14 protein-coding genes are annotated in these 11,942 nt (G+C 65.9%); all 14 read left to right on the top strand.

Features of this window, described 5'->3' with window-relative positions; all coding sequences use genetic code 11:
* The first annotated feature begins 248 nt into the window (after positions 1-248).
* The 14 genes from urtB (at position 249) to ureG (ending at position 11,935) form a co-directional block, all read left to right on the top strand.
* Positions 249-1,883 carry an urea ABC transporter permease subunit UrtB gene (gene urtB, locus OKW26_RS37490; RefSeq protein ID WP_429356735.1) on the top strand — a complete coding sequence of 545 codons (1,635 nt, stop codon included), beginning with the start codon at positions 249-251 and terminating at the stop codon, positions 1,881-1,883.
* Position 1,884: 1 nt separating this feature from the next.
* Positions 1,885-3,084 carry an urea ABC transporter permease subunit UrtC gene (gene urtC, locus OKW26_RS37485; protein ID WP_429356734.1) on the top strand — a complete coding sequence of 400 codons (1,200 nt, stop codon included), beginning with the start codon at positions 1,885-1,887 and terminating at the stop codon, positions 3,082-3,084.
* On the top strand, positions 3,084-3,947 hold the full coding sequence (urtD, locus tag OKW26_RS37480) for an urea ABC transporter ATP-binding protein UrtD (RefSeq protein WP_187611808.1): 864 nt from the start codon (positions 3,084-3,086) through the stop codon (positions 3,945-3,947). Before urtC ends, urtD begins: the two co-directional genes overlap by 1 nt.
* 50 nt (positions 3,948-3,997) lie before the next feature.
* The gene (gene urtE / locus OKW26_RS37475; RefSeq protein ID WP_429356733.1) at positions 3,998-4,690 is read left to right on the top strand and encodes an urea ABC transporter ATP-binding subunit UrtE; all 693 of its coding nucleotides are present in this window, start codon (positions 3,998-4,000) and stop codon (positions 4,688-4,690) included.
* 75 nt (positions 4,691-4,765) lie between these two features.
* Positions 4,766-5,125 carry a hypothetical protein gene (locus OKW26_RS37470; RefSeq protein WP_429356732.1) on the top strand — a complete coding sequence of 120 codons (360 nt, stop codon included), beginning with the start codon at positions 4,766-4,768 and terminating at the stop codon, positions 5,123-5,125.
* Positions 5,126-5,183: 58 nt separating this feature from the next.
* Entirely contained in the window at positions 5,184-5,381 is a 198-nt protein-coding gene (locus tag OKW26_RS37465; RefSeq protein ID WP_429356731.1) for a hypothetical protein, read from the top strand.
* A gap of 80 nt (positions 5,382-5,461) precedes the next feature.
* Positions 5,462-6,331: an urease accessory protein UreD gene (locus tag OKW26_RS37460; protein ID WP_429356730.1), complete on the top strand. Its 870-nt coding sequence runs from the start codon at positions 5,462-5,464 to the stop codon at positions 6,329-6,331.
* A 214-nt stretch (positions 6,332-6,545) separates the two neighbouring features.
* Complete coding sequence (locus tag OKW26_RS37455) at positions 6,546-7,358, top strand: transporter substrate-binding domain-containing protein (protein ID WP_090803364.1); 813 nt, start codon at positions 6,546-6,548, stop codon at positions 7,356-7,358.
* A gap of 161 nt (positions 7,359-7,519) precedes the next feature.
* Complete coding sequence (gene ureA / locus OKW26_RS37450) at positions 7,520-7,822, top strand: urease subunit gamma (protein WP_008923043.1); 303 nt, start codon at positions 7,520-7,522, stop codon at positions 7,820-7,822.
* A gap of 25 nt (positions 7,823-7,847) precedes the next feature.
* Positions 7,848-8,153, top strand: a complete 306-nt coding sequence (locus OKW26_RS37445) for an urease subunit beta (protein WP_018419648.1) — start codon at positions 7,848-7,850, stop codon at positions 8,151-8,153.
* Positions 8,154-8,240: 87 nt separating this feature from the next.
* On the top strand, positions 8,241-9,947 hold the full coding sequence (ureC, locus tag OKW26_RS37440) for an urease subunit alpha (RefSeq protein WP_429356729.1): 1,707 nt from the start codon (positions 8,241-8,243) through the stop codon (positions 9,945-9,947).
* Between the two features lie 2 nt (positions 9,948-9,949).
* Complete coding sequence (ureE, locus tag OKW26_RS37435) at positions 9,950-10,585, top strand: urease accessory protein UreE (protein WP_184059706.1); 636 nt, start codon at positions 9,950-9,952, stop codon at positions 10,583-10,585.
* Entirely contained in the window at positions 10,572-11,252 is a 681-nt protein-coding gene (locus OKW26_RS37430) for an urease accessory protein UreF (RefSeq protein WP_429357164.1), read from the top strand. The genes ureE and OKW26_RS37430 overlap by 14 nt, the downstream gene beginning before the upstream one ends.
* 20 nt (positions 11,253-11,272) lie before the next feature.
* A complete protein-coding gene (ureG, locus tag OKW26_RS37425) occupies positions 11,273-11,935 on the top strand; it encodes an urease accessory protein UreG (RefSeq protein ID WP_429356728.1) in 663 nt (220 codons plus the stop codon).
* Positions 11,936-11,942 lie beyond the last annotated feature (7 nt).

Here is an 11,942-nt window from a genome sequence, read left to right as displayed (position 1 = left end):
CGCGCGGGTCACCGCGCGGGTATCGCCGCTCCGGTCGCGACGCGCGACCTGCGTGCCGACGCGCGCGCGGCTCGCGCGTCACCCGGACGCGCTGCGCTTCGCGCCGCCGCCGCGCGTTCGCTGTGTCGCGCGGCGTGACCGCGCACGCCAATGCGCGGCAACGTCCCGCTGAAGCGGCGGCGACGTCTGACGCGACGCCCTCGCGCTCTCGAGCGGCTCATCGATTCAACCCAGTGCAAAAGGCCATCATGGCGTTTTCATTTCCGACTTCCGTACGACGACGCGGCGCGACGCTCCTGCTGCCGCTCGCGGTCCTTCTCGCCGCCGCGCCGGGCGCCGCATTCGCGCTGACCCAGGCCGACGTCGCGCCGCTCGCGGGCGACGACTTCGAGGCGAAGTCCGCCGCGATCGACAAGCTGATCTCGACGCACGATGCCGCGTCGCTCGCGGTGCTCAAGGCGCTCGCCGACGACAACGCGCTCGCCACCGACGCAGGCGCGGTACTGCTGCAGGACGGCGACGCCACCCGCGATGCCGTCACCGGCCAGCCCGTCGCCACGAGCGACGCGCAACCGGTCACGCTGAACAACCTGCTGCGCTCGAAAGTGGCGGGCGCGCTGTCGGGTCTGCAACTCGCCTCGCCCGACCAGGCGACACGCGCAGCCGCCGTCGATGCGCTGCTGCAAAACCCCGATCCGTCGATCAAGCCACTCGTCGACGCGGCGCGCGCAAAAGAAACCGATCCCGCTCTGAAGAAACGTCTCGACACGCTGTGGGCGATGAGCGCATTGCACGACCCGGATCCGGCCAAGCGCCTCGATGCGGTGCAACTGGTCGCCGCGCGCCACGACCTCGACATGAACGAACTGCTGCGCCCGTTGGTCGCGAAGAAAGCCGACGGCACGTTTGCCGAAGCCGACGAACGCGTGCGCGCGGCAGCGCAAAGCGGCATCGATGAGCTCGATGCGATCCAGCGCCGCAGCCAGATCGCGGGCACGCTGTTCGCGGGGCTGTCGCTCGGCAGCGTGCTGCTGCTCGCCGCGCTCGGCCTCGCCATCACATATGGCCTGATCGGCGTGATCAACATGGCGCACGGCGAATTCCTGATGATCGGCGCGTACGCGACCTATGTCGTGCAGAACCTCGTTCAGCGCTTCGCGCCTAACGCGTTCGACTGGTATCCGCTACTCGCGATACCGGCCGCGTTCGTCGCGGCGGCGCTGGTCGGCATCGTGCTCGAACGGCTCGTGCTGAAGCACCTGTACGGCCGCCCGCTCGAAACGCTGCTGACCACCTTCGGCGTGAGCCTGATCCTGATTCAGGCCACCCGCATGCTGTTCGGCGCGCAGAACGTCCAGGTCGTCAATCCGTCGTGGATGAGCGGCGGCGTCACCGTGCTGCCGAATCTGATCCTGCCGTACAACCGGCTCGCGATTCTCGCGTTCTCGATGATCGTCGTCGCGATCGCGTGGGCCGTGCTCACGCGCACGCGGCTGGGTCTGTTCGTGCGCGCGGTCACGCAGAACCGTCGCATGGCCGCGTGCGTCGGCGTGAAGACCGCGCGCGTCGATTCGTATGCGTTCGCGTTCGGCGCGGGCATCGCGGGGCTCGGCGGCTGCGCGCTGTCGCAGATCGGCAATGTCGGGCCGGATCTCGGCCAGAGCTACATCATCGATTCGTTCATGGCGGTCGTGCTCGGCGGCGTCGGCCAGCTCGCGGGCACCGTGCTCGGCGGCTTCGGGCTGGGACTCGTCAGCAAGGCGATCGAACCGTTCTGGGGCGCGGTGCTCGCGAAGATCGCGGTGCTCGTGCTGATCGTGCTGTTCATCCAGAAGCGTCCGCAGGGCATGTTCGCCTTGAAGGGCCGTAGCGCGGAGGCATGAGATGACATCGGCTACTTCATCGGCAGACCCCGCTTCCGCTTCGTCGTCGCGCGCCGGCGCCGCCGGCGCTGGCGGCGCGCGCGAGTCCAACACCGGCTTCGCGCTCGGCCTGCCACCGCGGCCCGCGCTGTTGTCGCGTCGCGCGTGGCTCGCGCTGATCGCGCTGATCATCGTGTTCGGCCTCGGCGTGCCGTTCGCCGCGCTGGTGATTCCGGAGACGAGCGCCTTGCATCTGTCCGCGTATGCGATGACGCTGACCGGCAAGTTCATGTGCTATGCGATCGCCGCGCTCGCACTCGATCTGGTGTGGGGCTACTGCGGCATCCTGAGTTTGGGTCACGCTTTGTTCTTCGCGCTCGGCGGCTACGCGATCGGCATGTACCTGATGCGCGCGATCGGCCACGATGGCAAGTACGGCAGCGATCTGCCCGACTTCATGGTGTTTCTCGACTGGCACCAGTTGCCGTGGTACTGGCAGGGCACGCAACATCTCGGCTACGCGCTCTTGCTCGTCGTGCTGGTACCCGCCGTGCTCGCGTGGGTGTTCGGCTTCTTCACGTTCCGCTCGCGCGTGAAGGGTGTCTATCTGTCGATCATCACGCAGGCCATGACCTTCGCCGCGATGCTGCTGTTCTTTCGCAACGAGACGGGCTTCGGCGGCAATAACGGCTTTACCGACTTCAAGCGCATCGGCGGATTTCCGATCACGCATCAGGGCACGCGCGCCGCCTTGCTGCTCATTACGTTCGCGGTGCTGATCGCCGCGTTCATCGGCGCGCGCGCGATCGTCACGTCGAAGCTCGGCCGCGTGGTGAGCGCGGTGCGCGACGGCGAAACGCGGCTGATGTTCCTCGGCTACAGCCCGCTCGCGTACAAGCTGTTCGTGTGGACCGTGTCGGCGGTGCTGTGCGGCATCGCGGGCGCGTTGTACGTGCCGCAGGTCGGCATCATCAATCCGGGCGAGATGTCGCCGGGCAACTCGATCGAAATGGCGATCTGGGTGGCGGTCGGCGGACGCGGCACGCTGATCGGCCCCATTATCGGCGCGTTCGCCGTGAACGGTGCGAAGAGCTTCTTCACGGCGAACTTCCCCGAATACTGGCTGTTCTTTCTCGGCCTGATCTTCGTGCTGGTGCCGCTGCTGCTGCCGAACGGCATCATGGGGCTCGCCGATCTGCTGACGCGTAAAAGGAACCGCTGATGAACGAAAACCCGATGGTTCCCGATCTGGATTTACCCGAAGCACCACCGGAACGCTCGCTGAGCGGCGTCGCGAGCATGGGACACGCGGTCGTGCCCGGCGAGATCGACGTATCGCACGGCACGATCCTCTATCTCGAAGACGTGACGGTCAGCTTCGACGGCTTTCGCGCGCTGAACGCGCTGTCGCTCGCGATCGACGCGGGCGAACTGCGCTGCATCATCGGCCCGAACGGCGCGGGCAAGACGACGATGATGGACGTGATCACGGGCAAGACCGCGCCCGATCACGGCAAGGTGTTTCTCGGCCAGTCGATCGATCTCACGCGCATGAACGAACCGGCGATCGCGCGCGCCGGCATCGGCCGCAAGTTCCAGAAGCCGACCGTGTTCGAACAGCATCCGGTGTGGGAAAACCTCGAACTCGCGATGAAGACCGACAAGGGCTGGTGGGCGTCGCTGCGCGCGCGGCTCGATGGCGACGCGCAGGCCCGCATCGAGGAAACGCTCGCGCTGATCGGGCTGGAAAGCGAAGCGCGAAGGCTCGCCGGCGAGCTATCGCACGGCCAGAAGCAGCGCCTCGAAATCGGCATGCTGCTGATGCAGCAACCGGCGCTGCTGCTGCTCGACGAACCCGCGGCCGGCATGACCGACGACGAAACGATGCAACTCGCCGAATTGCTCAACCACCTGCGTGGCACCTGCTCGATGATGGTCGTCGAGCACGACATGGAGTTCGTCGCGGCGCTCGCGGGCGACACAGGCAAGGTGACGGTGATGGCCGAAGGCCGCGTGCTCGCGCACGGCACGCTCGACGAAGTCAAGCGCGACGAGACGGTGATCGAGTCTTATCTAGGCCGCTGATTGCTGCTGGAAGCGGCACCGCATCGTCAACCCGACAGGACGACTGAACAATGCTCGAAGTAGACCGACTGAACCAATACTACGGCGGCAGCCATATTCTGCGCGACGTGAAGCTCACGGTGCCCGACGGCAAGCTGACGGTGCTGCTCGGGCGCAACGGCGTCGGCAAGACCACGCTGCTGCGCTGCCTGATGGGCGTCGTGCCCGCGAAAAGCGGCGCGATCGCATGGCGCGGCGAACAGTTGATGAAACTGCCGACCCATGCCCGCGTCGCTCAGGGGCTCGCCTACGTGCCGCAGGGCCGCGATATCTTTCCGCGCCTCACCGTCGAGGAAAATCTGCTGGTGGGCGCCGCGAGCAGAAAGGCGCCGAAGAAAATCCCCGAGCGCATCTACGAGCTTTTCCCGGTACTGAAGGACATGCGCAACCGGCGCGGCGGCGATCTCTCCGGCGGTCAGCAGCAACAGCTCGCGATCGGCCGCGCGCTGATGAGCGAGCCGCAACTGCTGATCCTCGATGAGCCGACCGAGGGCATCCAGCCGTCGATCATTCAGGACATCGGCCGCACGCTGCGGCAGCTCGTCGAGGACATGGGCATGACGGTGCTGCTGGTCGAGCAGTACTACGACTTCGCCAAAGCGATCGCCGATCGTTACTGGGTGATGAGTCGCGGCGAGATCGTCGCGGGCGGCGAGGGGGCGAACATGGATGCGGATGGGGTAAGGGCGTTGATTGCCGTGTAAGCGAGCTCAAGTTATCCGCCGCGCAACCGTTACACAGGCTATGCAACGCCGCAACGGTTCGACGAGGTGGACACCATGGACGACAACAAGCAGGTCAGACGCGAGTTTTACAGAAACCCAGCCTCCTATTGCAGGGTGATGAACGTCGTGTCGGCGGTCACTTTTGGTCTATTCGAAGTGGACAGCGGCGGTACGGTCGGCATGCTGTCGGTGCGCTGGGAGAAGCTCGGCAACGAACTCGCGCCGCAGCTGCACGCGTATTACGACAGCTGGCACGTGCTCGCGTCGTTCCCCGACGTTCTCGCGAGAATGGCCGGGACGACCGGGCCGTCGTGTTCGCCGGAAGCCTTCTGTCAGCTATTGCTCGACTGCGGATTCGTCAATCGCGCGGAACGGGGCGTGGACGATCACGCCGAGCCGACACCCGTACCATAGACGCCGCCGCGATACGGCCTGGCTCGGCGACACAAAATCGATATAGAGGGAGAAAAGCATGTCCGTGACGGTTCACGTCGAATATCAGTATTGCCAACATGGCAAGAAAGCAACCCAGACAGGCAGCGACTCGTTGACCGTCCAGGAAAACACCCCCCGCGCGATCCTTGCGTTGCTGCGACTGTTGCATCCGCAGTGGGAGGGCATCAAGGTGCTGTCGGTGACCGAAGCCTCGCCCGAGAGTACCGCGTCGTAGCCGCTGCCGCGGCTTCCGCGGCTTCCGCGCCTCGACACGCGTGCTATCCTCGTCGCACGCCGATTCCCCCATCCATCCGCATGTCGCTTCACGAAAACCACGCCACGCTCGCCGCCGCGCACACGCCGTGGCGCGCGCGGCTCGAACTCGGCTTCGTCGGCGGCGACGCTCGCACGACGCTCGCGCACCGGCTGCACGACGGACCGCTGCGCGTGCAACGGCCGCTCTATCCGGAAGGCCCGACGATCTGTCACGCGGTGATCGTGCATCCGCCCGGCGGCGTCGCGGGTGGCGATCAGCTCGACCTCGACATCACGCTCGCCGCGCAAACGCATGCGGTGCTGACGACGCCGGGCGCAACCAAGTGGTACAAGTCGAACGGCCGCGCGGCGCGGCAGCGCATCGCGCTGCGTGTCGGTGAGCACGCGAAGCTCGACTGGCTGCCGCAGAACAACATCGTGTTCGATCACGCGAACGCGCACCTCGATTTTTCGCTGACGCTCGCCGACGGCGCGAGCGCAATCGGCTGGGACGCGACCCAGCTCGGACGCCAGGCGGCCGGCGAACGCTGGTCGGCGGGTAGCTTGCGCGCGGTGTCGCGCATCGTCGGCGCGCATGGCGAGCTGCTGTGGTTCGAACGCGCGAGCCTCACCGCCGACGATCCGCTGCGCGACGCGCCGCAGGGGCTCGCCGGCTTTCCGGCCTACGGCACGCTGTGGGCCGTAGGCGCCGCTTGCGACGACGCGCTCGCCGAATCGCTGAGCGCGCAACTGCCGTTCGACGACACGTTGCGAGCAGCCGCCTCGTGCGTGACGAACGGCGTGCTGCTCGTGCGCGCGGTGTCGCGCTCGATGGAAACGCTGCAGCACGCGCTCACGCGCTGTTGGCTGCAATTGCGGCCGGTCGTGCATGGTGTCGCGGCGGTGCCGTTGCGGATCTGGTCGACCTGACAGCGCGGCTTCCCGCTTTCGTCTTCATCACGCTCTTTGCGCACCAAGGCGGCGCACGCGCACGCCCCAACCATGTGCGCGAACTGGCGTAGCACGCCGCCCCGCCACGCCGCATAGGGATGGCACACAGCTTGCATGCACTCGCCACTTCGCGGCCGGCCACGATGAAGCCAGCGACGACCCGACACCCACGACACCACCACTGCTCACGCCCATGACCCGCACTCTCTCCCGCTCCGCGCGCCGCGCCTTGCTAGCCGCATTGCTCGCCTTGCCCATCGTCGCCGATCTCGCGTTTCATGCGGGCCCCGCGCACGCCGACACGCTCGACAACATCGCCAAGGCCGGCGTGCTGAAGGTCGCCGTGCCCGAGGACTATCCGCCGTTCGGCTCGGTCGGCCCCGACATGAAGCCGCAGGGCTATGACATCGACACGGCCGCGCTGCTCGCCAAAGCGATGAACGTGAAGCTCGAACTCGTGCCGGTCAACAGCGCGAACCGCATTCCGTATCTGCAAACGGGCAAGGTCGACCTCGTGATCTCGTCGCTCGGCAAAACGCCCGAGCGCGAAAAGGTGATCGACTTTTCGAGCGCGTACGCGCCGTACTACCAGGGCGTGTTCGGTCCCGCCGACATCAAGGTGAGCGGTCCCGCCGATCTCACCGGCAAGACCGTCGGCGCGACGCGCGGCGCGCTCGAGGAAATCGGTCTCACGCAGATGGCGCCGAACGCGACGATCAAGCGCTTCGAGGACAACAACGCGACGATCGCCGCGTTCCTGTCCGGCCAGGTGCAGTTGATCGCGGCCGGCAACATCGTCGCGGCCGCGATCCTGGCGAAGAATCCGCCGCGCCGTCCGGAGCCGAAGTTCGTGATCAAGAACTCGCCGTGCTTCGTCGGCATGAACAAGAACGAGCCGCGCCTGCAACAGAAGGTCGATGCCGCGATCGCCCAGGCCAAACACGACGGCACGCTCGGTGCGATGTCGAAGAAGTGGTTCGGCGCACCGCTGCCCGCCGACCTGTAATTCTGCAAACGCGGTGGCATGCGCGGTCGCAAACGTAGTTGTAAGCGCGCCGTTAGCCGGACTTGATACCGTGACCGGATGATCGCGCGACGCCAGGCCCCCGTCACCGCGACGCGAACACGACGCCGCCACGACACATCAAACGCCGAGACCCACACCCGATGAAGCTGACACCTCGCGAGAAGGACAAGCTGCTGATCTTCACCGCCGCGCTGCTCGCCGAACGGCGCCGCGCGCGCGGCCTCAAGCTGAACTATCCGGAGGCGGTCGCCTTCATCACCGCCGCGCTGATGGAAGCCGCGCGCGACGGCAAGAGCGTCGCCGAGGTGATGCACTATGGCACCACGCTGCTCACGCGCGCCGACGTGATGGAGGGCGTGCCCGAGATGATCCCCGACATCCAGGTCGAAGCGACGTTTCCCGACGGCACCAAGCTCGTCACCGTCCATCACCCGATTCCCTGAACTCCTCTTCGTCAAGGCTGGCCCCATGATTCCCGGCGAACTCCTCATCGACGACGGCGAGCACGAACTGAACGCGGGCCGCGCGACGGTCACGGTGGTCGTGTCGAATACCGGCGACCGTCCCGTGCAGATCGGCTCGCATTATCATTTCTACGAGGTGAACGACGCGCTGTCGTTCGATCGCGAAGCGGCGCGCGGCTTTCGCCTGAACATCGCGGCGGGCACCGCGGTGCGCTTCGAGCCCGGTCAGGAGCGCACGGTCGAACTCGTCGCGCTGGCCGGCGAGCGCATAGTCTACGGCTTCAACGGCAAGGTGATGGGCAAGCTGTGATGCGCTGCCCGCGCCCTGGCGTTTCGACCGCCCTGCTCCGCCTTGCCTTGCCTGTCGCTCGCTTGTAGCTCATTCCGGACCCACACCATGACACTACGCATTGGCCGCCGCGCGTACGCGGAGATGTTCGGCCCCACCACCGGCGACCGCGTGCGCCTCGCCGACACCGAACTGCTGATCGAGATCGAGCGCGACTTCACGACCTACGGCGAAGAGGTCAAGTTCGGCGGCGGCAAGGTGATTCGCGACGGCATGGGCCAGTCGCAGCGCGTACATGCCGAGGTCGTCGATACCGTCGTGACGAACGCGGTGATCCTCGATCACTGGGGCGTCGTGAAGGCCGACATCGGCATCAAGGACGGCCGCATCGCGGCGATCGGCAAGGCCGGCAATCCCGACATCCAGCCGAACGTGACGATCGCGATTGGCGCGGCCACCGAAGTGATCGCGGGCGAAGGGCTGATCGTGACTGCGGGCGGCATCGATACGCACATCCACTTCATCAGCCCGCAGCAGATCGAGGAAGCGCTCGCGAGCGGCGTGACGACGATGCTCGGCGGCGGCACCGGCCCCGCGACCGGCACGAATGCGACCACCTGCACGCCGGGGCCATGGCATCTCGAACGCATGCTGCAAGCGGCCGACGGCTATCCGATGAACCTCGGCTTTCTCGGCAAGGGCAACGTGAGCCAGCCGGCACCGCTGACCGAACAGATCGCCGCGGGCGCGATCGGCCTGAAGCTGCACGAGGACTGGGGCACGACGCCCGCGGCGATCGACAACTGCCTTTCGGTCGCAGACGATACCGACACGCAGGTCGCGATCCACACGGATACGCTAAACGAAGCGGGCTTCGTCGAAGCGACCGTCGCCGCGTTCAAGGGCCGCACGATCCACACGTATCACACCGAAGGCGCGGGCGGCGGCCACGCCCCGGACATCATCAAGGTGTGCGGCGAAGCGAACGTGCTGCCGTCGTCGACGAATCCGACGCGGCCCTACACGGTCAACACGCTCGACGAGCATCTCGACATGCTGATGGTGTGCCATCACCTCGATCCGTCGATTGCCGAAGACATCGCGTTCGCCGAATCGCGGATTCGCCGCGAGACGATCGCCGCCGAGGACATCCTGCACGATCTCGGCGCGCTGTCGATGCTTTCTTCGGACTCGCAGGCGATGGGCCGCGTCGGCGAAGTGATCATCCGCACGTGGCAGACCGCGCACAAGATGAAGGTGCAACGCGGCGTGCTACCCGAGGACAACGCGCGCCACGACAATTTCCGCGCGAAACGCTATGTCGCGAAGTACACGATCAATCCGGCGATTACGCACGGCATCGCGCATGAAGTCGGTTCGATCGAACCGGGCAAGTGGGCCGACCTCGTGTTCTGGGAGCCGGCGTTCTTTGGCATCAAGCCGTCGCTGATCCTGAAGGGCGGCATGATCGCGATGGCGCAGATGGGCGATCCGAATGCATCGATTCCGACGCCGCAGCCCGTGCACTATCGCGAGATGTTCGCGACGCGCGGGGGAGCGCTAGGCCGCACGTCGCTGACCTTCGTGTCGCAACTCGCCGCCGATGCGAATGTGGCCGAACGCTACGGTTTGCACAAGCGCATCGTCGCGGTGAAAAACTGCCGCAACGTGACGAAGGCCGACATGATTCACAACGCGTGGCGCCCGAACATCAGCGTCGATCCGGAAACCTATCAGGTGATCGCCGACGGCCAGTTGCTGACCTGCGATCCGGCCACCGTGCTGCCGATGGCGCAACGCTATTTCCTGTTCTGATCATGCGTACACTGAACAAACTTCTCGCGCCGCATCTGAAGATCGCGCCGGTACTCGTCAAGCGTGCGCCGACCTTGACGCTCGCGTTCGATGAACGTCGCAAGAGCCGGCTCGCCGCGACGCTCGATGACGGCGAGGAAATCGCATTGCTGTTGCCGCGCGGCACCGTGCTGCGCGATGGCGACGTGCTCGTCGCCGATGATGGCGGGCTCGTGCGTGTCGTTGCAGCTGATGAAGCCGTGCTTGTCGTACGCGCCTCGGACGCGTTGACGTTGACGCGCGCCGCCTATCACCTCGGCAATCGTCATACGCCGGTCGAAGTGGGCGCCGATTATCTGAAACTCGAATACGATCCGGTGCTCGCCGACATGCTCAAGCGCATCGGCGCGACGGTCGAGCAGGTGTCGCTGCCGTTTCAGCCTGAAGCCGGAGCGTATGGCGGTGGACATAAGCATGGGCACGACGAGACGTTCGCCGAGGACTATGCGATCGCGCAGCAGGTGTTTGGTGAGCATCATGGGCATGAGCATGCTCATGCCCATGAGGGCTCTTCGCACTCGCACGATCACGACCATGACCACGTGCACGACGAATCGTGCGGACATGGACACCACCCGCATCGTCATGCGCATCGCTGAATTCACCGCGCTGCTGCATCTCGCGTCGCCAGCACTGCCGATTGGCGCGTTCAGCTATTCGCAGGGTCTCGAAGCGGCGATTGAAGCGCAGCTCATCACCGATGCCGACTCCGCGCGCATATGGATCGAACGCGGCCTGACCGACGTGCTCGCGCGCGGCGAGTTGCCGTTCCTCGCGCAGCAGATCGAACGCTGGCGCACGCACGACGCCGTGGAACTCGCCGACGCCAACGCCGAATTCCTCGCGAGTCGCGAGTCCGCCGAACTGCGCCGCGAAACGGAGCAGATGGGCTGGTCGCTGCGACAGCTGTGTGTGTCGCTCGAATGGGGCGACGTGGCGAGGCGCGAAACGCTCGCGTCGCTGACGCCACTCGCGCAGCCGAGCGCGTTCGCGTTCGCCGCCTATGCGCACAATGCTCCGGTCGATGCCGCGCTCGCCGCCTATGCGTTCAGTTGGGTCGAGAACCAGGCCGCCGCCGCGTTGAAGGCGGTGCCGCTCGGCCAGCTCGCGGGGCAACGCATCATCGTCGCGCTGCGTGAGCCGATCGACGCGGCCGTCGCGCGCGCACTCGCGACCTCGCGTGACGACCTCAACACGTTCGCGCCGCAGCTCGGCATTCTGTCGGCGCGCCACGAGTCGCAGTATTCGCGGCTCTTCCGCTCGTAGCACGATTCCCACGATCCATCATGAACGCATCTCATCATTCCGCTTTCCATACCGCGAGCCAGATCCGCACGAAGAAGCTGCCGCCGCTGCGCGTGGGCGTCGGCGGCCCGGTCGGCTCGGGCAAGACCACGCTGCTCGAAATGCTGTGCAAGGCGATGCGCGACCAGTACGACCTCGTCGCGATCACGAACGACATCTATACGAAAGAGGATCAGCGTCTGCTGACCGTCGCGGGCGCGCTGCCGGCCGAGCGCATCATGGGCGTCGAGACGGGCGGCTGCCCGCACACCGCGATCCGCGAGGACGCATCGATCAACCTCGAAGCGGTCGACCGCATGCTCACGCGTTTTCCGGATGCGGACATCGTGTTCATCGAATCGGGCGGCGACAACCTCGCGGCGACTTTCAGCCCGGAGCTGTCGGACCTGACGATCTACGTGATCGACGTCGCGGGCGGCGAGAAGATTCCGCGCAAGGGCGGACCTGGGATCACGAAGTCGGATCTGCTCGTGATCAACAAGACGGATCTCGCGCCGCTGGTTGGCGCGAACCTCGATGTGATGGCATCCGATGCGAAGAAGATGCGCGGCGAGCGACCGTTTGTGATGTGTAATCTGAAGGCGCTCGAGGGTCTTGATGATGTGGTGAAGTTTATTGAAAAGAAGGGGTTGTTGAAGGTGTGAGCAAGTG

This window comes from Paraburkholderia sp. 32 (genome assembly GCF_050435345.1).
GTDB classification, from domain to species: domain Bacteria; phylum Pseudomonadota; class Gammaproteobacteria; order Burkholderiales; family Burkholderiaceae; genus Paraburkholderia; species Paraburkholderia tuberum.
Note: the sequence above shows the minus strand (reverse complement) of the source record. Positions and strands in the feature narration are given on the sequence as shown.

Excerpts from the sequence above, each read along its gene's own strand:
- urtC (WP_429356734.1), top strand. The coding sequence starts at position 1,885 with ATGACATCGGCTACTTCATCGGCAGACCCCGCTTCCGCTTCGTCGTCG.
- urtD (WP_187611808.1), top strand. The coding sequence starts at position 3,084 with ATGAACGAAAACCCGATGGTTCCCGATCTGGATTTACCCGAAGCACCA.
- OKW26_RS37470 (WP_429356732.1), top strand. The coding sequence starts at position 4,766 with ATGGACGACAACAAGCAGGTCAGACGCGAGTTTTACAGAAACCCAGCC.
- urtE (WP_429356733.1), top strand. The coding sequence starts at position 3,998 with ATGCTCGAAGTAGACCGACTGAACCAATACTACGGCGGCAGCCATATT.
- OKW26_RS37460 (WP_429356730.1), top strand. The coding sequence starts at position 5,462 with ATGTCGCTTCACGAAAACCACGCCACGCTCGCCGCCGCGCACACGCCG.
- urtB (WP_429356735.1), top strand. The coding sequence starts at position 249 with ATGGCGTTTTCATTTCCGACTTCCGTACGACGACGCGGCGCGACGCTC.
- OKW26_RS37455 (WP_090803364.1), top strand. The coding sequence starts at position 6,546 with ATGACCCGCACTCTCTCCCGCTCCGCGCGCCGCGCCTTGCTAGCCGCA.
- ureG (WP_429356728.1), top strand. The coding sequence starts at position 11,273 with ATGAACGCATCTCATCATTCCGCTTTCCATACCGCGAGCCAGATCCGC.
- ureA (WP_008923043.1), top strand. The coding sequence starts at position 7,520 with ATGAAGCTGACACCTCGCGAGAAGGACAAGCTGCTGATCTTCACCGCC.
- OKW26_RS37430 (WP_429357164.1), top strand. The coding sequence starts at position 10,572 with ATGCGCATCGCTGAATTCACCGCGCTGCTGCATCTCGCGTCGCCAGCA.
- ureE (WP_184059706.1), top strand. The coding sequence starts at position 9,950 with ATGCGTACACTGAACAAACTTCTCGCGCCGCATCTGAAGATCGCGCCG.
- OKW26_RS37445 (WP_018419648.1), top strand. The coding sequence starts at position 7,848 with ATGATTCCCGGCGAACTCCTCATCGACGACGGCGAGCACGAACTGAAC.
- OKW26_RS37465 (WP_429356731.1), top strand. The coding sequence starts at position 5,184 with ATGTCCGTGACGGTTCACGTCGAATATCAGTATTGCCAACATGGCAAG.
- ureC (WP_429356729.1), top strand. The coding sequence starts at position 8,241 with ATGACACTACGCATTGGCCGCCGCGCGTACGCGGAGATGTTCGGCCCC.